The organism is Enterococcus termitis (assembly GCF_001730305.1).
GTDB classification, from domain to species: Bacteria; Bacillota; Bacilli; order Lactobacillales; family Enterococcaceae; genus Enterococcus_L; species Enterococcus_L termitis.
Map to the genome: position 1 here is coordinate 137866 of NZ_MIJY01000043.1, position 20458 is coordinate 158323.

Here is a 20458-nt window from a genome sequence, read left to right on the forward strand (position 1 = left end):
AGTATCAATAAAAAATGCTCTTTGGTGATTGGAATAAGTAAAGAGGATTAGATGATTCAAGCTGAAAGCATCTATTGAATCGATTCGTGCAGCTAGAATACGATCCTTCTTACATAACCGATCACAGTAGTTCAAATATCTTCCCTAGTACAATCATATCAAAAAATCAAAATATTATAAATACTTTATTAAAAGAGTTGTTAAGAAATCATAAAGTTCGCTTATTTTTATTTTGAGTTATCGGTTACTAACTGGCTGAAAGTGATTGATTTAAGCAATGTTTTATTGATTACGCAGCTAAAGGAATAATCAGCAAAGTCTTTTATTCCAGTTCAAAAACATCTATAATAAACATAGAAATCAAAAGAGAAGAGGAAATTTTTTGCGTATATTATTTATAGGCGACATTGTCGGCTCGCTAGGACGTGAGACGATCAGCACTTATCTACCTAAACTAAAGAAAAAATATCACCCGCAAGTAACCATTGCTAATGGCGAAAATGCTGCAGCAGGTCGAGGTATCACTGGGAAAATTTACAAGAAGTTTCTACAAGATGGCGTAGATGTAGTTACATTAGGCAATCATAGTTGGGATAATAAAGATATTTTTGAGTTTATCGGAGATGCTAAAAAAATGATTCGTCCAGCTAATTTTCCAGAAGGGACTCCCGGTCAAGGGATGGTTTTTGTCAAAGTCAATCAACTGGAGTTAGCGGTGATTAATCTACAGGCACGGGTATTTATGGCTGATATTGATGATCCTTTCCGCAAAGCCGAAGCACTGATCGCTGAAGCACGTAAAAGAACGCCTCTGATATTTGTAGACTTTCACGGAGAAACGACGAGTGAAAAACAAGCACTGAGCTGGTTTTTAGATGGAAAAGTCAGTGCAGTCGTAGGAACGCATACCCATGTACAAACCAATGATGCCCGTATTTTACCAGCTGGCACAGCCTTTTTAAGCGATGTTGGTATGACTGGACCGTATGACGGTATTTTAGGAATGAAGCGTGGACCAATCATCGAGAAATTTTTAACTTCTTTACCTAAACGATTTGAAGTCGTCGAGGAAGGACGGAGTATTTTATCTGCTTGTATTATCGATATTGACGATCAAACAGGACAGGCTAAAAAAATCGAACCGATCCAAATCAGCGAAGATCGTCCCTTTGAAGAATAGCCAAATAAGCCCAAGATATGACTCAGAGAGTTGTATTTCGGGCTTTTTTCTATGATAAGTTGTTGTTTGAGCATTTCTGCACAAGAAAAAAACAAAATAATTTATAATGGGATAAAATGTTAAACTAAGTCAAACAGATCGACGAGGAGACAAAAATGCGAAATTCTTTTATGGGAAAAAAAGAGCAAATCAAATTTGAAATATTTAAGACGATTGTTTTCTCAAAAAGCGGGCTTCATTTCCATGAATTAATGAAGAAATACAATCTTACAAAGAGCACGCTTAGCCGGTATGTCCATGACTTAGTCAAGGAAGTAGAAGAAACGTTTTCCGGGACGGTGCAATTGATTCAAAATAGTCAGACAGGAACGTATCAGATCCAGACAAAGGAAGCATACAGTGTGGGTTACCTGATCGATTATATGCATTTATTTTATGTTCGAAAAAGCGGCATATTTTTCATTTTAGATACGCTATTGAAAAAGCAGTATAAGTCGATTGAAGCAATGGCTTTGGATTTGCATATGAGCAGTTCCTCGGTGTATAAACAGTTGCGTCTCTTAAAGGAAATGCTGATTCCTTTCGGTGGCAAGATTTCATTTGATCAATTATCCAGTCCATTAACAGGCGATGAAATCGGAGTACGTTTGTTTAGTTTTTATTCGTATTGGTCTGTTTTTAAATCAACCGCCTATGACAACAAAAATTATCCTGAAACTTGGCTGCAGATCAAGGAATTTGAACAGTACTTTGATCACGCAGATTCTTTGTCAGAATCCCAGCAGTCAAAATTGCGCTTCATTCAGTTGATCACACTTAGAAGAGCGCTTTGGCAAAAGAACTATATCACGCTTTCAGATGAATTTTTGGCGGATATTGCCTATTTTGACAATAAAGAATTAGAGATACTGCCTCTATTGAAGAAACATTTAACAAAAGAACAGTATCAAAAAGAACGAGCATTGCTGCTCTATGGAGTTAGGGGACTAATATATAATTTAGATTCACCAGAAACCAAGAAAAAAATTGTTGAGCAGTATCAATACTCATCACTTGAAATTGCCAAGAGTACTGCAAATTTGATGGATGAAATAAAAAAAGAATTCAATGTGACCTACTCTGAAGAAGGCTATTATACATTTTATTTCTATCTGATCATCTTGTTGATCTATATCAAACATGTCGATATTGATATTTCCGGCTACTATCGAAATGGTCTATCCTTTCATTCTATTATCGATTACGATGACACAAATGAGGAAACATTTCAAAAAATCACACAAATTATCCAGCAGCAAGCCTTCTATCCTAAAATAAAAAGACAAGCGCTTAGCGGTGTACTACCGATTTTATCATTGACGATTTATTCAGGTATCTACTTAAACAAAAAGGCGGGCAGCTTATCTATCTGTGTGATTTTTAATGATAATCTGATTTTGGCTGACGGCATCAAAAAGATTATTTTGGATGTCTACAACCAGGAAAGAATCATTTTCACCAATGATGTGATGTTAGCAGATTTGGTTATTTCAGATTCCTATGAAATCATGAATCCTCAAACAGAACATTTCTACTTTGATGAACGACTGAACCCAGAACAATGGGGGAAAATGATCGATATGATCAACCAACTGCTTTATCAAGCCCTATTCTCAAATTGATAACCTATATCCAAAATCCACGTGAGTGGGAGATGACTCAAAAAGTTATTTCTCACTCACGTGGATTTTATCATTTTAGTCCGTTTTTTTGAATTTGAAACAAACTGTTTCAAAATTATGTAATCATTTTCTGAAAAAGCTTGTATTATTTCATATGAGAAAAGATATTTTGCTTTTCCATATTAGTAAGAATGGAAGCAGATAGGAGCGGGCGATGAATAAAAGTGGTATTGGATTACTTATGTTGCTTTTCTGTCTAATCTATACGGTTGTCTCAATGGAACAAGCATATGCTGAAATGAAGAGTCCGCCTGCGGGCTATCCATTGGGTGTTTCAACAAAAACAAATTTAACTGCAGGAGAAACCTTATATTTTAATACAGATCAACTGCAAGAAAAACAAGTTGTTGGCCAGTTTTTAGCGAGAAATGTCACATCAACGGGTTCGTCTGGCTTATCTAAAAGTGGTTTTCAGAACTATCAAGGCGCACAAAATAATTGGACATTGGATCAACTTGATCCAGCCGTTGTTTCAGAGAGGATCAGCGGTAGTGATATGATCCGCTGGTATGCAAACAGTACTAGTTTTAGATACCTCAATGACGAGCAGCTGCACTACTACATCGAGAATGTACCATCAGAAAAAGAAATGACAGATGCGTTGCAGTACTATCCTAATTTGAAACAGAACTTTTCTGAACGAGTTTATCAAGGGTCGCTTCAAACCTTTCCATCTTTTGTAGAAAATGGTATTTCAAATTTTTCGCAAGTAACGGAAAATATTCAGTCTGTTAGTGACTATTATGCTGAATTAACGGATTTGAATCGAACGGTAGCCTTTAATTTCGCTGTTCAAGCAGCAGAGATTAATACGGAGAAAAAAGTTATAAACACAAATGACTGGGGCGGGCAGTCCGCAATTCAGATCAATATTGCATTGAAAAAAGGCGAGACAAATCAAGCGGTGATCATTGTAGACGTAGATGGTCAGATCGATCATTTCCAGCAAGCACAAGATATTTCAATCAATTACACAAACTACGATCCAGATACGATGCTTCCTCCATATCTGATTTTAAATTATAAACATTTTCCGACCTTTAATTTTAGCGGCAGCACCTTCTTTCACGCGGCAGCGTATCCCAGCTTGCCGGGAGATGAAGAATATTCCTTTGAAGGAAATCAAGGCGTTTTTTTTGAAGGGAAGTATGCAGACAAAGAGATTCCATTGATCAAGTCAGACAATCATACGATTCCAAACGAACTAAAAGAACGGACGTATAAAATGGCGACGCATCTGGTCCATAATTTCAACGATGAAAAACAAGAAATTCAATTTAAAAGCAATGCTTCCTTATTCATTGGGACCGTCTTGGCTCCAAGAGCTTCAGTCGTTTTGGATGACACGCAAGGAAAAGTACTGGGCAGTGTCATTTCAGGTTATGACATTCATACAAATATGTCGATCAGTGCAGAAGAAAGCAATGCAACCTTTGATTACGGTGATTTCCCTAGTTTAGAAGATATTGCTGGGGGAGAAGTAGAAGCACCACTAAAACAAGGCAGTCCATTTGATTATACTGGGGCCGAAAAAAGAAAGTTATACAGTATCTCACAAAAAATACCTGTATATTCGCAATACAGGCCAATTCAAAACATAACGATTACAGATCGCTTAGCAGAAAATCTAACGATTTCAGCACAAGATATTGTGATAAAAGATGAATTTGGGACAGATGCGAGCGCTCGTTTCACTGTGGCGATGAGCGAAAATAACGATCTAGTGATCGAAGCAACGCCAGAAAGCTTAGCAGACACAGAATTTTACGGAAAGACTTACACGTTCGATCTTATTGGTGATGTAACTATCCGCCAAGAAACGATCGCTGACCCTACGATTGATCAGATTGTTGTGCCAAATACGGCAGCTGTCACTTTAAATGAGGAAACAAAAGAGAGTAATGAAGCACTTCTCCAAGTCAGGCTGATTCAAGGAGAACCAGTAAACGTAACCTATGAAAATGAAGACGGTCAAGAAATCGCGCCACCAGAAAGGTTGACTGGGCGAATCGGAATGAACTACCGAACAAAAGCAAAAGAGATCTCCGGGTATACATTGATTGAACAGCCAAAAAATGCTGCAGGGGTTATATCTAGTGAGAAACAGACTGTTCACTACCGCTATCAAGGACAGTTAGCTTTTTCATCTGTACCCACTCAGCTCAATTTTGGCACCCATGAGTTATCAAAGGAAAATGAAGAGTATACTGTTGAATCAAAAGACAAAGATCTCGTAGTAACAGATACACGGGCTTTAGGTTCTAACTGGCAGCTGCGGGCAACCGTGAACAAACCATTGACCGGGAAAAAAACGCAAGCTGTTCTGCCGGAAGCGCTAGTCTATGTAGAAGATGATAAAAAACTGACTTTGCAGACCAATTTGTCAACAATCATTCATTCCGCAGTAACAACGACCCATGAGGACTGTAACGTAACGCAAGACTGGACGACATCTGATACTGGCTTGAAAGTGGACGTCAAATCTGGCGAGGCATTGGCAGATCATTATTCAGGAGAAGTTCGCTGGGAGCTGTATGATGTTGTGGATAATGAGTGAGAAGAGGTGTTGAGGTGAAAAAGAAAAAACAGCTATTTCTGCACTTACTGATACTCAGCGTTTGCGTTAGCCAAATTTTAACTGTAAGAGAAGGGCATGCGGAAGAAGGAAAAGCCACCGTTGGTTTTTATGACGTGACGCAAAAACAAACAGATCAACGTTTTCCAAAAACAGGTGATCAACAAGAAACAAATAGAACGATGAAACTAGGCATATTCATTCTGTTAATAGTCAGCAGAATGGTAGCATATAGAATTCAAAAGAATGAGGAGCGATTGTAAATGAAAGTAAGCAAAATTTTAGTAGGAATAGCAGCAGTAACAATGGTGTTGAGTAGCAGCATACTTGCTAATGCAGAGGAAATTGAAAACAAAGAATCAAAGAGTGATATCGGCTTTACGACACCGACAGAAGGAGCCTTGACCTTTGTAAATGTTGCGGATTTTGATTTTGGCTCTAATCCGATCTCAGCAAAAGATGAAGTGTATACAAATCAAGCTGAAACAGCAACAACCGTACAAGATATTCGAGGAACAGAAGCTGGCTGGACTGTTCAAGTTGCTCAAAATGGTCAATTTAAGGCTGGTGAAAAGGAATTAAGCAACGCGCAGATTACGCTGAAAGCACCAGCCATTTCACCTGAATCCACAGGGACAGCAACTGCAGCAACAGACGTTGTGCTAAATACAGATGGTTCAGGAGCAACTATTTTGGCAGCTGCAGCTGAACAAGGAAATGGTACAACAATCGAAACCTTCGGTAAAGATTCAGTCATCTTAGAAGTACCAGGCAAAACAACAAAAGTAGCCAAACAATACAAAACAACGTTGACATGGACGTTATTAGATCAACCAGAAAACGAGTAATAATACAGGAAGCAAGAGCAGTGAAACAACCTACCGTTTTTGCTTCCTTTCTTTGTTTATAGCAATTACATACATAGAAATAAAATGGAGGAATCAATATGTTGAAAAGACTACTTAAGATGTTGCTACTGGGCGTTATTTACACAAGTTTTTTAGGAACAACAACCGCCTGGGCACAAGATGCGGCGTACGAAGTCAAAGCAGTACCATCTACTGCGCAAGTGGACGAGAGCAAAACATACTTTGATTTACGGTTAAAACCAGAGGAACACCACACTATCACAGTAATGGTCAGTAATCGATCAGACAAATCAGTAACAGTCAATACAGACGTCAAAACGGCAACAACTAACACAAATGGAGTTGTCGAATATATGAATAGTGAGCAAAATAAATCAGTAGAGCTTCCATATGAATTAAGTCAACTAGTCCAACCAGCAACTAAAAAAATCACATTAGCGCCTCATGAATCACGAAACGTTGAGTATCAAATCACAATGCCCAAACAAGCATTTTCAGGCATTTTATCTGGAGGACTAATCTTTACAAGTGAAGATGAGGAAAATTCTAAAGCGGCAAATACAGATGTAACGATCAAGAACCAATTCGGTTATGTAATCGCACTCGTTTTACACGGACAAAAAGAAGTGACGTCAGATCTTCAGCTAAAGAGCATCCATTTAGGCCAAATCAATCATCGAAATGTCGTTTTTGCCCAATTAACGAATCCTAAGGCAGCCTATTTAAATCGCCTGAACGTAACAGCAAAAATTAAAAAGAAACATACGAGTACGATTCTTTATGAAACGAAAAAAGACAATCTGCAAATGGCACCCAACTCGCAGTTCGATTATCCGATAAGTTTACAAGAAACCAACTTTAAACCTGGAAAATATACTTTATCTATCCAAGCAGAATCAAAGGGCAGAACTTGGAACTTTGAAGAAGAATTTGAAATCAAGGCAAAAGAAGCAAAAGCATTGAATGATCAAGCCTATGTCCATGAAAATGAAGTGAAGGATTGGTGGTATATCATTGGAATAGTGATTCTTTTATTGATCATTATGCTCGTAGTGAACTATAGAGAAAGACAGAAAAAAATCAACGAACTAGAGGAGCAAGTAAAAGAATTAAAGGAAAAATAGACAGAATGAACAGATGAATCTAGAAGGACTAGTTGAGTTAGCTCGACTAGTTCTTTTTCCATTTTCTTAAGAAGAAAAATCAGTCGTTACAATTTTTTTAATCTTTTCCGTAAACTGTTGCTTCTACATGAATTATGTTAAAATAAATAGACGTATCTTATAACAAAATCTTACTGGAGAATAAAGGTGTGAAAACATGGAACCATCCATTACAGATAAAAAAATCAACGAAGAACTAATGAAGCTGTTGGCATTGATCGGTGAAGATGATCTGATTCAACGCTATAAGAAAATAGAAGAAAAAGTACAAAATAACGAAAAGCTGACCGAATTAGTCGAACAAATTAAAGCTGCACAAAAAGATGCCGTTCAATTTGCTCATTACGACAAACCAGAGGCAGAAAAAGCAGCGATCCAACGGGCAGATGAATTAACGAAAGAATTTGATGAACATCCGCTAGTAGTCGCTTATCGCGAACAATTAATGGAAGCAAATGATCTTTTACAACACGTCACAGACATGATTCAATACAGAATTAATGAAGAATTAGAGAAAGAAGGGTAACAATGCCGCAAAAGACCAAAAACACGCCGATGATGGAACAATACTTAGCAATCAAAGAACAATACCAGGATGCCTTCCTTTTTTATCGCTTAGGTGATTTCTATGAGATGTTTTACGAGGATGCAATCAATGCATCACAACTATTGGAGCTGACGTTGACTAGTCGTAATCGAAACGCAGATGATCCGATTCCAATGTGCGGTATTCCTCACCACGCAGCGCAGGGCTATATTGATACATTGATCGAAAAAGGCTATAAAGTCGCAATTTGTGAACAAGTTGAAGACCCTAAAACCACAAAAGGAATGGTCAAACGTGAAGTGGTTCAGCTGATTACACCGGGAACGGTCATGAACAGCAAAGGACTGGAATCGAAAGACAATAACTATTTAACAGCTGTAGTGGAAGCTGATGGGCATTTTGGTTTAGCTTATGTTGATTTAAGTACAGGTGAATTAAAGACTGCTGTTTTAAACGATGAAGACGGCTTGATCAACGAAGCATCGGCTTTGCAAACTAAAGAAATGGTGCTAGGCAGTGACTTGTCAGAGTCATTGCAGGAAACGTTGAAGAATAGATTGAATGTTATCTTTTCAGAGCAAAAAGAAGCAGAAGAAAATGCCGAGTTTAACTTTTTGACCAGTGAATTGACGGAAGCCTTAGAAATAGAAGCTACCGGGAAATTGTTGACTTATCTAACCGCAACACAGAAACGTAGTTTGGCACATATCCAAAAAGCTGTGGAGTATCAACCTGATCACTTTTTAAAAATGGATCATTACTCAAAATTCAATTTAGAACTAACACAGTCTATCCGAACAGGACTCAAAAAAGGCACACTTCTTTGGCTACTGGATGAAACAAAAACTGCGATGGGCGGACGCTTGTTGAAACAATGGCTGGATCGTCCGCTGATTCAGGAAAAACTGATCCAAGCACGTCAGAAAATGGTTCAGTCATTGCTGAATGCGTATTTTGAGCGTGTGGATTTACAAGCAACTTTAACGAAAGTATACGATCTAGAACGTTTAGCTGGTCGTGTAGCATTTGGAAACGTCAACGGTCGTGATTTGATTCAGCTGAAGACTTCGTTAGAACAGGTTCCTCTTGTGCGAGAATTGATCGTTGGTATCAATCAAGGAGAATGGAATGATCTGTTATTAGATTTAAATCCAGCAGAAGATATTGTTGAATTGATCGATCAGGCAATCAATGAAGAAGCACCTTTAGCAATCACAGAAGGCAATGTCATCAAAGACAATTACAATGCAAAACTAGATGAATACCGCGATGCGATGCGGCATGGAAAACAGTGGCTTGCAGAATTAGAAGCCAAAGAACGTCAAGAAACAGGAATCAAAACCTTAAAAGTCGGTTTCAACCGAGTATTCGGCTATTATATCGAAGTCACTAAATCTAATTTAGCCAATTTAGCTGAAGGAAAATACGAGCGGAAACAAACTTTGGCAAATGCCGAACGCTTTATTACGCCAGAACTGAAAGAAATGGAAACCTTGATTTTAGAAGCAGAAGAAAAATCTGTCGATCTTGAATATCAATTATTCTTGGAAGTTCGTGAAAAAGTTAAAGCCAATATCGAGCGACTACAAAAATTAGCGAAAACGATCAGTGCTGTCGATGTACTGCAGGCATTTGCAACGGTCAGTGAGCGATATCAATATGTACGTCCAACTCTCAAAAGCAACAGCAAAGATCTGCACATCGTCGAAGGACGTCACCCCGTTGTGGAAAAAGTATTGGGACATCAAGAATATATTCCAAACAGCGTGCATATGAACAAAGAAAACATTATTTTGCTGATTACCGGACCGAACATGTCTGGTAAAAGTACTTACATGCGCCAGTTAGCACTTACGGTCGTGATGGCACAAATCGGCTGTTTTGTTCCAGCAGAGTCTGCAGAGCTGCCGATCTTCGATCAAATCTTTACTAGAATCGGGGCATCAGATGATTTGATTGCTGGTCAAAGTACATTCATGGTCGAAATGATGGAAGCCAATCAAGCTTTGCGTCACGCAACACCAAACAGCTTGATCTTATTCGACGAGCTTGGGCGGGGGACTGCGACGTATGACGGTATGGCTTTGGCACAGGCGATCATTGAATACATCCACAGAGAAGTTAAAGCCAAAACACTTTTCTCTACACATTATCATGAACTGACCGTCTTAGATGAAAACTTGTCTGGGCTAAAAAATGTCCATGTTGGTGCTGTAGAAAAAAATGGAGAAGTGGTTTTCCTGCATAAAATGATGGATGGTCCAGCAGATAAAAGCTACGGGATTCATGTAGCTAAAATTGCGGGCTTACCAAGTCCTCTACTCGAACGAGCGGCAACGATTCTTTCCGCTTTAGAATCAGAAGAGCAGCCTGCTAAGACAGTCGAATACAAAGACGAGATCAAAGAAGATACAGAACAGCTGTCGTTGTTCAAAGAAGTATCAACAGATGAAATAAGTGTGATCGATACACTGAAAAAAATGAATCTATTGGAAATGACTCCAATGGATGCTTTAAACAAATTGCATGAACTGCAAAAAAGAATTTAGGTACAGCTAGAAACGGAAAGGATGGGACAAATGGGAAAAATTCAAGAATTATCTGAGCAGCTTGCCAACCAGATTGCCGCTGGTGAAGTAGTAGAACGTCCTGCATCCGTTGTAAAAGAACTTGTAGAAAATGCCATCGATGCTGGCAGCACTCAAATCGATATTTTTATTGAAGAAGCAGGACTAAAAACAATACAAGTGATCGATAATGGAGAAGGAATCGCTAAAGAAGATATTTTAAGCGCCTTTAAGCGGCATGCAACAAGTAAAATTCATACAAGAGACGATTTATTCCGCATTCGCAGTTTAGGCTTTCGTGGAGAAGCTCTTCCAAGTATTGCCTCTGTTTCAGAAATTAGTGTAGAAACAGCTGTATCAGAACAAGGTGAAGGCAGTTATATTCAAATGAAAGGCGGCAAAGTTGAGGAACATCGCCCGGCAGCCTTACGAAAAGGGACGAAAATCACGGTTTCTAACCTGTTTTTCAATACGCCGGCACGTCTTAAATATGTAAAAACGATTCAGACAGAGCTAGCCAATGTAGGCGATATCGTCAATCGTTTAGCATTAAGCCATCCAAAAATAGCTTTTCGCTTAGTTCATGATGGGAATAAAATGATGAACACCACTGGTAATGGGGACTTAAAACAAACGATTGCTGGTATCTACGGTATCAGTACGGCCAAGAAAATGCTGAAAATCGAGGCAGAAGATTTAGATTTTAAGTTGACTGGCTATGTTTCTTTGCCTGAGGTGACCAGAGCAAGCCGCAATTATTTATCTACGATCATCAATGGGCGCTATATCAAAAATTTTGCTCTAAACAAGGCTATTGTTGATGGATATGGGTCGAAATTAATGGTGGGTCGCTTTCCGATTGCTGTATTAGAGATTGAAATGGACCCGTTGTTAGTCGATGTCAATGTTCATCCGACCAAACAAGAAGTTCGATTGAGTAAAGAAAAGGAACTGATGCTTTTAATCAGTGAAGCGATTCGTGAAGTGTTGAGTCAGGAACAGCTGATTCCAAATGCGGCAGATAATCTTCGTTTCAAAAAGAAAGTCGAACAACAGCCTAAAGTCGAACAGATGGAAATTCCTTTGACAGAGCAAACGGAGACTGCGAAACCTGTACGAAAACCAGGTAGCTTAGGCTATGATCCTGCAAATGGTAGCTTCTTTGTGAAAGAAACACAGGCAACATTTTCTGCACAGCCGCCAAGCACACCACAGCAGGAACAATCAGATTCAGCACCACTTGATAAGGAAGCATTGATGGCGTATGCCTTTAGCTCACCAACTGAAGAGCCGGTATCTGCTGAAACGGAGGAAACTACAACTGAAGAACCAGTCAATGAAGCGCTGGAACAAAAAGAACAAACGCCGACGGTGGACGAACAAGTCTACGAAGAAGAGTTGAGTCATCATCCTGAATTTGATTTTTCAGCAACCCATTCTGACCGACAATTGGAACAGGCTTTGAACAAACTTTCAGATGAACGACCTAAAGAACGGTTTCCAGAACTAGAATATTTCGGTCAGATGCATGGAACCTATCTTTTTGCCCAAAGTAAAGATGGTTTATATATTATCGACCAGCATGCAGCACAAGAACGGATCAAGTACGAGTATTTTAGAGAAAAAATCGGTGAAGTGACGAATGATCTTCAAGAGCTGTTAGTGCCGATCGTAATCGATTATCCTAACAGTGATGCGCTTAAAATCAAAGAGGCAAAAGATATTTTGGCAGAAGTGGGGATTCATCTAGAAGATTTTGGGCAAAACAGTTTTATTGTTCGGGCCCATCCAACTTGGTATCCAGCTGGTGAAGAAGAAAGTATTATCCGTGAAATGATCGATATGTTTTTAACGACAGGTAAAGTTAGTGTGAAAAAATTCCGCGAAGCGACAGCAATCATGATGAGCTGCAAACGTTCGATCAAAGCCAATCATTATTTAAATGAGCAGCAAGCAAGAGTTCTGTTAAAGGATCTTGAAACCTGCGAAAATCCGTTTAATTGTCCTCATGGACGTCCTGTTTTGATCCACTTTACAAATTCAGACATGGAAAAAATGTTCAAACGGATCCAAGATCCACATTAAAAATGAAAAAGGTGACGAAAATGACAGTGATCTTAGCTTCACAATCTCCGCGCAGACGCGAGTTGCTCGGACGAATCGTTTCAGATTTTGAGATTGTACCAGCAGCTATCGATGAAGAAATAAAAAGTTATTTTACTGCAATGGACTATGTACTAGAAATGGCGACCCAAAAAGCGAAACACGTGGCAACAAAATATCCTAACGACTTAGTAATCGGCTGTGATACGATCGTTGCGATCGATAATGAAATTTTAGGTAAACCAAAGTCAAGAGAAGATGGCTTTAGAATGTTGAAGCAGTTGAGCGGACGCACGCATAAAGTTTATACCAGTGTTGTTATGATGAAAGATGACCAAGAATCATCAGCAACGGTTCCAGCCACAGTAGAATTTTTTGATCTGACAGATGAAGAAATCAATCATTACCTAGATTCAGATGAATATAAAGATAAAGCTGGGGCCTATGGGATTCAAGAACAAGGCGCTTTGCTCGTAAAAAGTATTCAAGGTGATTACTATTCGATCATGGGGTTGCCAATCGCAACGGTCTACCGCATGTTGCCAACATTTGACTGAGATCGAACGTAGAAAGAAGGAAGAACATCATGAAATGCTCCGAAACAAGGGCTGTTCAGACCCATATCATTACGTATCCTTATCTGAATTTCCATAAAACCTTATTTGGTGGTCAATTGATGGCTTGGCTGGATGAAACAGCTGGAATAGCAGCCGTTCGTGTATCAAGATCTGCTATTGTTACAGCATCTGTCGATCATCTAGACTTTTTAGCACCTTTAAAAGCGAATCATTCGGTTTGTATTGATGCGTATGTCTCGGGTGTTGGGACTCGCTCTATGGAAATTTTTGCTAAAGTCATCGGAGAAGATTTATTCACAGGTGATCGTTACTTAGCCGGTACGTGCTTCATGACATTTGTTGTACCAAAAGGAGCCAAATTGCCAGATAGGATTGAACCACAAACAGATGAAGAAGCCTTTATCTGTCAAGGGTATGAAAAAAGGAAAGACATACGTCTAGCGAAACGGCAGGAAAGCATCGATCTAGCTAAGAATGTCGATTTAGATATACCTTGGAATTAATAGAGAAACGACGCACTCATTTTCTAAACAGAAAATGAGTGTTTTTTCATTAATAATGCTATCATAAGGTAAATAAATTAGTGAGGGTGTGATTTGTCGTGGAAAAACCATCAAAAGAAGAGTTGAAAGAGAAATTAACGGATATCGAATATGCAGTTACGCAGCAAAATGCAACAGAACGTCCTTTTTCTGGCAAGTATGATGATTTTTATCAAGACGGGATTTATGTTGATGTCGTTAGCGGTGAGCCGCTCTTTAGTTCGACTGACAAATATGATGCAGGATGCGGCTGGCCGTCATTTACTCACCCAATAGAAAAACGAGGAGTCAAAGAAAAGGCTGATTTTTCTTTAGGGATGCATCGAGTTGAGGTGCGAAGTAAAGAAGCAGATTCTCATTTAGGACATGTTTTCACCGATGGCCCCCAAGATCAAGGCGGTTTACGTTATTGTATCAATGCAGCTGCTTTACGATTTGTTCCTGTGGAAGACTTAGAAAAAGAGGGCTATGGAGAATATAAATCTCTATTTGAATAATGATCAAACTGAGGCAGAAAGATAACTTTTTGAGTTATCTTTCTGCCCTATTTTTTTATTATAAAAACAATCGTTATTTATTTTAACAATAAAGTAGCTATAAAAATAGTTGCTATTTTAAATTATTTTTAGTATTATATGAATATTCTAAAAATTAATATTCGGTAAGAAAATAATTGTTTATTGAGGAGAATTAGATGAAAAAAATGAAATCGACGAAATTGATAAGTGTTATGATGCTGTCAACGTTAGTGTTAGCAGCATGTGGCGGAGGCGGCAAGACCGACTCTACCAGCAGTACCGATGGTAAAAAAGCGAGTGGGGAACAGCTTTTTAGGGTCGTCGTACAACAAGAAATGCCAAGTGCGGATTTATCCTTAGCAACGAACACTATTAGTTTTTCAGCATTGAATAATGTCTATGAAGGATTATACCGATTAGATGATAAAAGCAAACCCCAGCCGGCTGGAGCAAGTGAAATGGCGAAGAAAAGTGATGACGGACTGACATACACTTTTAAACTTAGAGAAGACGCTAAGTGGTCCAATGGAGATCCTGTAGTCGCTGCAGATTATGTATATGGCTGGCAACGTACAGCTGATCCAAAAACAGCTGCAGAATATGCGTATATGCTTGAATTAGTGAAAAATGGTGCGGATGTTTCCGCTGGTAAAAAGGAACTTGATGAGTTAGGCATCAAGGCGATCAGTGATTACGAATTAGAAGTGACGTTAGAGCAAACAACACCATATTTTGACTATTTATTGGCATTTCCATCTTTCTTCCCGCAAAATAAAAAAGTGGTAGAAGAACAAGGAAAAGATTATGCAACGAAGAGTGACGCGTCTGTTTACAATGGTCCATTTACACTGACTGATTTTGACGGACCTGGTACAGATACAGAATGGTCATATACAAAAAATGATCAATATTGGGACAAAGAAACTGTTCAATTAGATAAAATTGAAGTCAAAGTGGTGAAAGAAGCACCGACTTCGTTAAACTTATTCCAAGATGGTCAAGCAGATGATGTGATTTTAAGTGGTGAACTAGCTCAGCAAATGGCGGATGATCCAGAACTAGTGATCCAAAAAGAAGCCCGTACATCTTATCTGGAGTTTAACCAAAGAGATGCTGATTCTCCATACCACAATGAAAACCTAAGAAAAGCAATTTCTTATTCTATCGACCGCGATGCTGTGGTAGAGCGTATTTTAGGTGATGGCTCGATTGCCTCAACTGGATTAGTGCCAGAGGGAATGTCATTTTCACCAAAGGATAACAAAGACTTTGCTGAAGAAAATAAAAATGTCTTGAAAGCTGATAAAGAAGCAGCGAAAAAATATTGGGAAGCTGCGAAGAAAGAGTTAGGCATTAGTTCATTCAAATTTGACATCGTTGGTGATGATACCGATTCAACGAAAAAAATCCTAGAATACATTCAAGGGGCAGTCAAAGAAAACTTGGATGGTGTAGATGTGACAGTAACAAATGTACCATTTACTGTTCGTTTAGATCGTGGTAAAAATGGTGACTTTGAAGTGATCATGGGCGGTTGGGGTGCTGACTATGCAGACCCAAGCAGCTTTACTGACTTGTTTGTAACGGGCGGAGCTTATAACAGAGGCCGTTATTCAAATGAAGAATATGATGCCTTAGTTGAAGCTTCTGGTAAAAAAGACGCTGCTGATCCTGACAAACGCTGGGACGACATGGTAGCAGCTGAAAAACTGATCCTTGATGAAATGGGTGTAGCACCAGTCTATCAAAAGGCTGAAGCGCATATGCGCAGTTCAAAAGTCAAAGGGGTTGTCGCACATGGTGCAGGTGCAACCTATGACTATAAATGGACCTATATCTCTGAATAATGACTAACGAATAAGCTCGTCTAAGATCTCGGATCTTGGTGCGGGCTTATTTTATTTAGTCAAAAGAGAACAACTTTTAGTGCTACTTGTTTTTAGTGATTTGTGTTAAAATGAAAACATATGTGCGTGTATGATGCAGAATAGCGTGGCGAAAAAAATGTTAAATCAGCCACAAGTAGAAAGGTGAACATATGTACGAGTATATCCTTGGTAAAGTTACCTTTATCAGTCCTTATTATATTGTGATAGAAACAAACGGGATCGGCTATCAAATTTCAGTCGGAAATCCATATCGTTATTCCGGAAAAACAGATCAGCAAATCAAAATCTATATTCATCAGGTCATTCGTGAAGATGCGCATACCTTATATGGATTTAGCGATTTAGATGAAAAGCAGCTCTTCTTAAAATTAATTAGTGTCTCAGGTATTGGTCCAAAGAGTGCGTTGGCGATCATGGCGTCTGAAGACCACGGTGGGTTGATCAATGCAATCGAAAATGAAGATGCTAAATACCTAACGAAATTTCCAGGAGTAGGTAAAAAGACTGCCCAGCAGATGGTCCTTGATCTAAAAGGAAAACTAGGTGAATTAGAAACCTCAGATGCAGCAGTTGAAGCGATGGCTCAGACACCGCAAGTGTCATCCGCTAACCAAGCGTTGACTGAAGCATTAGAAGCATTAAGTGCTTTAGGTTACAGCGAAAAAGAAATCAAGAGAATTACACCTAAATTAGAAGAATTAGGTACACAACAAACAGACGAATACTTACGCAATGCACTGAAATTAATGATGAAACGATAGGGGGAAAGAGCTATGACAGAAGATGAAAGACTGCTATCAGCACAAAGCAGTGAAGGTGAAGAATCACTGGAAAAATCACTACGTCCGCAATTTCTCGAACAATATATCGGTCAAGATAAAGTCAAACAAGAGCTTACGATCTATATCGAAGCTGCCAGAACGCGTGAGGAAGCACTAGATCACACGCTTTTATACGGTCCTCCTGGATTGGGAAAGACCACGATGGCGATGGTGATCGCCAATGAAATGCATGTCAATATTCGTACGACTAGCGGACCTGCTATCGAGCGTGCAGGTGATTTAGTAGCGATCCTCAATGAGCTGGAACCAGGTGATGTTTTGTTTATTGATGAAATCCATCGTTTGCCTCGTTTAGTGGAAGAAATGCTGTATTCGGCAATGGAAGATTTCTATGTAGATATCATGGTAGGTCAAGGCACAACTGCACATCCGGTTCATTTTCCTTTACCGCCGTTTACCTTGATCGGAGCAACGACTAGAGCTGGAATGTTGTCGGCACCGCTTAGAGATCGTTTTGGGATCATTTCTCATATGGAATATTATGAAACCAAAGATTTGAAGGAAATTGTCCTGCGCTCTGCTGATATTTTTCAAACAGAAATTGTTGAGGACGGCGCTTTTGAAATTGCTCGCCGCTCTAGAGGCACTCCCAGAATCGCCAATCGTTTATTAAAGCGTGTACGTGATTTTGCCCAAGTACAATCTGATGGTGTGATCGATCGTTCGATCGCTGATCAAGCATTGACCTTACTTCAAGTGGATCATGAAGGATTAGATTATGTCGATCAAAAGTTGTTAAAAACGATGATCGAATTATATGGCGGCGGTCCAGTCGGTTTAAGTACATTGGCCGTCAATATAAGTGAAGAAACTGAAACAGTAGAAGATATGTACGAACCGTATTTGATCCAAAAAGGCTTCATTAAACGAACACCTAGAGGCCGGATTGCAACGCCGCTTGCCTATGAGCACTTTGGCTACCAAACCTACTATCAAGAATAATAGAATTAAACTCAAACCATGGAATGCATTTCCTTTCGTGGTTTGAGTTTTTTTATTGAAGAGTTATGTGAAGTGGGAGTGATGTTGAAGGAGATAATTCTTTGTCAGAAATAAAAAATGAATTGCAACGATTAATCGATTTTAAGAGAGACTGTCTTCAAGCAGTTTTACAGAATGGAGGTGTCTCCATGATTGAACTGATGAAAGAGTGATCGCCGTTATCCAGTAAGTGAACAAGATTTATTCGATAATTTGAGAAAACTTAGAATTAAAAATTTCCAAGTCCTATTTGTAAGACTAAACCGACTAGCAAGAAAAAAAGTCGTTATTATCTATACAGTAAACAAAGACAACCAATATACTCAAAAAAAGATAGGACGTGAAGAAAATGCACGAATTATTTGATAGAAAAGTAAAAGTAATTCCAGCAATTATTTCTATATTATTATTAGGTGGTGCTTTTTACTCATTAGTGAATACAACGTTCATATTGAATTTTTGTATTATTTTGATTGCCGGACTGATTGGCATCTATTTGATGTATGGGTGGGATGGGATTAAGAAACTCTATTCTCCTCTAAAAAAAGGGTCGACTAAAATCATTTTAATCGCTTATATTTTAAGCTGGGTAACATCACTTTTAGCAAAATTTTTAGCCGAATCCATTGGACAACCAACCGCAGATAATCCTATAGTGAGCCAGTTTAATCATGGTTTAGGAACAGCCCTTTCGATGTTTGGTAGAACGCTGTTTATGTTACCGGGAGAAGAAATCATCACCATGATTCCTTTGATTTTACTTGTTCATGTAGCGCTTCATTATAATATTGAACGAAAAACAGCAATCATTGGTTCTGTTATTTTAACAAGCTTGATGTTTGGCGCATTACACTTATCGACCTATGATTGGAATTGGTTTCAATGCTTGATAGTCATTGGTTTGACCCGAATTCCTTTTACTTGGGCAACATTAAAGACAGACTCATTGTGGGCAGGAACCATCATTCATATCGCCTTTGATTGGCTGATTTTTATTGGTGTACTGCTTGCGAGCTTAGTGCATTAGTGAAAGAGAGTTACTGATAGAACATAGCGAGAAAGACGGAGACAGAAGTTTAGCTTCGAGAAATAGCAAAGAATTCATGAAAATTTGAAGAACATCAGGTGGGGACCGCTTATCATTCGTTTGTAAACTCACTGTGACACTTGGCGATTTTTATGAATTTTTTGCTTTTTTGTCATTTTTTAAAAAGTTAGGATTTGATTAGAAATAAAATCGTATGATTGGCGCGAAAAATTTTCTGCTTTTATAGTGGAAGATGTACTAGTTAATAAAAAAATCGAACGAAAGGATGGGAATTATGGAAAAGAATACGAGAAAAAAAGGGTTTGTATCGTACTTAACAACGCAAGATGAAGCAGGGGTAAATATCTCTTGGGGGGCAATTATTGCAGGATTAGTTTCCTTCTTTGCGATATTCTTTACCTTAAGTTTGGTTGGCTCTGCAATTGGTTTTGGGCTAGTTAAACCGACATCAGATAATCCATTAGATGGTGTAGGAACAGGACTTATTATTTGGACAGTGGTAACATTTGTTCTTTCATTATTTTGTAGCGGCTTTATTGCAGGTGTAGCAGCACGCAGAGTTGGATTGGTTCATGGGTTTTTAACTTGGGCAACAAGCGTATTGGTATTATTAGCAGTGCTTTCTTACACAGCGATCGGTGCATTTTCAGCAATCGGCTCACTATTTGGCAACATCGCTTCGGCAACAGGCAACACAGTAGAAACAGTTGCATCAGGTGCATCTGATGCAATCAGCAAAGGTTTTGATAAAGTAACTGATAACGTTCAATCGGTGGATACAACAGAACTTCAAGGACAAGTAGAAAAAGTTTTAAAAGATACTGATGTGAAAGAATTACAACCAGATTATTTGAAAGATCAAATGAAAGAAGCAACAGATGAAATTACAGATGCAGGAAAAGAAATCGTTAAAAATCCTGACAACTCAGATAAAATCTTCAAAGATACTGCAGATTCTTTAGAAGCAAAAGCAGAAAAAATCGGTGATTCAATCGATCGTCCGGCAATTGCGAACGCTGTAGCAAAAAACACAGATTTATCTCAAGAAGAAGCGCAACAAGCGACGGATAACATTTACAATGAATTACAAAAAGCCTCTAAAGAAGCACAAACACAAATCGAAAAGGCTAAAACAAACCTTGAAGATGCTAAAGAAGATTTAGATGAAAATATCAAAGAAGCCAGACAAGCAGCTGAAGATGCTTCAAATACAGTAGCCAAAGCATCTGTTTGGGGCTTTGTAGCAATGATTCTTGGTATGATCATTACCTCTCTAGCAGGATTATGGGGGGCTAATTTAGTAAAAGATCCCGTGACTGAAAGTAAATTATAAAT

At 38.7% G+C, this 20458-nt stretch carries 17 protein-coding genes; all 17 read left to right on the forward strand.

The genetic code is table 11. The annotated features are described in order from the left end of the window. Positions 1 to 382 precede the first annotated feature (382 nt). The 17 genes from BCR25_RS14755 to BCR25_RS14835 all read left to right on the forward strand — a co-directional run bounded on the left by BCR25_RS14755 (position 383) and on the right by BCR25_RS14835 (position 20456). Positions 383 to 1180, forward strand: coding sequence for a TIGR00282 family metallophosphoesterase (locus tag BCR25_RS14755; protein WP_069664352.1), 798 nt, complete (start codon positions 383 to 385; stop codon positions 1178 to 1180). A 155-nt stretch (positions 1181 to 1335) separates the two neighbouring features. Next, positions 1336 to 2841, forward strand: a complete 1506-nt coding sequence (locus BCR25_RS14760; RefSeq protein WP_069664353.1) for a helix-turn-helix domain-containing protein — start codon at positions 1336 to 1338, stop codon at positions 2839 to 2841. Between the two features lie 214 nt (positions 2842 to 3055). After that, positions 3056 to 5458, forward strand: a complete 2403-nt coding sequence (locus tag BCR25_RS14765; protein ID WP_069664354.1) for a MucBP domain-containing protein — start codon at positions 3056 to 3058, stop codon at positions 5456 to 5458. 14 nt (positions 5459 to 5472) lie between these two features. Next, complete coding sequence (locus BCR25_RS14770; RefSeq protein ID WP_069664355.1) at positions 5473 to 5739, forward strand: hypothetical protein; 267 nt, start codon at positions 5473 to 5475, stop codon at positions 5737 to 5739. Continuing rightward, entirely contained in the window at positions 5740 to 6324 is a 585-nt protein-coding gene (locus tag BCR25_RS14775) for a WxL domain-containing protein (RefSeq protein ID WP_069664356.1), read from the forward strand. A 98-nt stretch (positions 6325 to 6422) separates the two neighbouring features. Next, complete coding sequence (locus BCR25_RS14780; protein WP_069664357.1) at positions 6423 to 7469, forward strand: WxLIP family cell surface protein; 1047 nt, start codon at positions 6423 to 6425, stop codon at positions 7467 to 7469. Positions 7470 to 7665: 196 nt separating this feature from the next. Then, positions 7666 to 8034 carry a YlbF/YmcA family competence regulator gene (locus BCR25_RS14785; RefSeq protein WP_069664358.1) on the forward strand — a complete coding sequence of 123 codons (369 nt, stop codon included), beginning with the start codon at positions 7666 to 7668 and terminating at the stop codon, positions 8032 to 8034. 2 nt (positions 8035 to 8036) lie between these two features. Further along, positions 8037 to 10604, forward strand: a complete 2568-nt coding sequence (gene mutS / locus BCR25_RS14790) for a DNA mismatch repair protein MutS (protein WP_069664359.1) — start codon at positions 8037 to 8039, stop codon at positions 10602 to 10604. 30 nt (positions 10605 to 10634) lie between these two features. Continuing rightward, positions 10635 to 12707 carry a DNA mismatch repair endonuclease MutL gene (gene mutL / locus BCR25_RS14795; RefSeq protein WP_069664360.1) on the forward strand — a complete coding sequence of 691 codons (2073 nt, stop codon included), beginning with the start codon at positions 10635 to 10637 and terminating at the stop codon, positions 12705 to 12707. Between the two features lie 20 nt (positions 12708 to 12727). Further along, complete coding sequence (locus BCR25_RS14800) at positions 12728 to 13282, forward strand: Maf family protein (RefSeq protein WP_069664361.1); 555 nt, start codon at positions 12728 to 12730, stop codon at positions 13280 to 13282. 29 nt (positions 13283 to 13311) lie between these two features. Then, on the forward strand, positions 13312 to 13806 hold the full coding sequence (locus BCR25_RS14805; RefSeq protein WP_069664362.1) for an acyl-CoA thioesterase: 495 nt from the start codon (positions 13312 to 13314) through the stop codon (positions 13804 to 13806). 98 nt (positions 13807 to 13904) lie between these two features. Continuing rightward, positions 13905 to 14342 (forward strand): peptide-methionine (R)-S-oxide reductase MsrB, encoded by a 438-nt coding sequence (gene msrB, locus BCR25_RS14810; RefSeq protein WP_069664363.1) that lies wholly within the window; start codon positions 13905 to 13907, stop codon positions 14340 to 14342. Positions 14343 to 14548: 206 nt separating this feature from the next. Beyond that, positions 14549 to 16210, forward strand: coding sequence for a peptide ABC transporter substrate-binding protein (locus BCR25_RS14815; protein WP_069664492.1), 1662 nt, complete (start codon positions 14549 to 14551; stop codon positions 16208 to 16210). 191 nt (positions 16211 to 16401) lie between these two features. Next, on the forward strand, positions 16402 to 17013 hold the full coding sequence (gene ruvA, locus BCR25_RS14820; RefSeq protein ID WP_069664364.1) for a Holliday junction branch migration protein RuvA: 612 nt from the start codon (positions 16402 to 16404) through the stop codon (positions 17011 to 17013). A 12-nt stretch (positions 17014 to 17025) separates the two neighbouring features. Beyond that, on the forward strand, positions 17026 to 18036 hold the full coding sequence (gene ruvB, locus BCR25_RS14825) for a Holliday junction branch migration DNA helicase RuvB (protein WP_069664365.1): 1011 nt from the start codon (positions 17026 to 17028) through the stop codon (positions 18034 to 18036). 388 nt (positions 18037 to 18424) lie between these two features. After that, entirely contained in the window at positions 18425 to 19102 is a 678-nt protein-coding gene (locus tag BCR25_RS14830) for a CPBP family intramembrane glutamic endopeptidase (RefSeq protein WP_069664366.1), read from the forward strand. A gap of 295 nt (positions 19103 to 19397) precedes the next feature. Continuing rightward, on the forward strand, positions 19398 to 20456 hold the full coding sequence (locus tag BCR25_RS14835) for a hypothetical protein (RefSeq protein WP_069664367.1): 1059 nt from the start codon (positions 19398 to 19400) through the stop codon (positions 20454 to 20456). Positions 20457 to 20458: the final 2 nt, after the last annotated feature.

Coding starts and splice junctions, on each gene's coding strand:
- BCR25_RS14815 (WP_069664492.1), top strand. CDS start 14,549: ATGAAATCGACGAAATTGATAAGTGTTATGATGCTGTCAACGTTAGTG.
- BCR25_RS14835 (WP_069664367.1), top strand. CDS start 19,398: ATGGAAAAGAATACGAGAAAAAAAGGGTTTGTATCGTACTTAACAACG.
- BCR25_RS14765 (WP_069664354.1), top strand. CDS start 3,056: ATGAATAAAAGTGGTATTGGATTACTTATGTTGCTTTTCTGTCTAATC.
- BCR25_RS14775 (WP_069664356.1), top strand. CDS start 5,740: ATGAAAGTAAGCAAAATTTTAGTAGGAATAGCAGCAGTAACAATGGTG.
- BCR25_RS14760 (WP_069664353.1), top strand. CDS start 1,336: ATGCGAAATTCTTTTATGGGAAAAAAAGAGCAAATCAAATTTGAAATA.
- mutL (WP_069664360.1), top strand. CDS start 10,635: ATGGGAAAAATTCAAGAATTATCTGAGCAGCTTGCCAACCAGATTGCC.
- BCR25_RS14785 (WP_069664358.1), top strand. CDS start 7,666: ATGGAACCATCCATTACAGATAAAAAAATCAACGAAGAACTAATGAAG.
- ruvA (WP_069664364.1), top strand. CDS start 16,402: ATGTACGAGTATATCCTTGGTAAAGTTACCTTTATCAGTCCTTATTAT.
- BCR25_RS14800 (WP_069664361.1), top strand. CDS start 12,728: ATGACAGTGATCTTAGCTTCACAATCTCCGCGCAGACGCGAGTTGCTC.
- BCR25_RS14805 (WP_069664362.1), top strand. CDS start 13,312: ATGAAATGCTCCGAAACAAGGGCTGTTCAGACCCATATCATTACGTAT.
- mutS (WP_069664359.1), top strand. CDS start 8,037: ATGCCGCAAAAGACCAAAAACACGCCGATGATGGAACAATACTTAGCA.
- BCR25_RS14780 (WP_069664357.1), top strand. CDS start 6,423: ATGTTGAAAAGACTACTTAAGATGTTGCTACTGGGCGTTATTTACACA.
- ruvB (WP_069664365.1), top strand. CDS start 17,026: ATGACAGAAGATGAAAGACTGCTATCAGCACAAAGCAGTGAAGGTGAA.
- BCR25_RS14830 (WP_069664366.1), top strand. CDS start 18,425: ATGCACGAATTATTTGATAGAAAAGTAAAAGTAATTCCAGCAATTATT.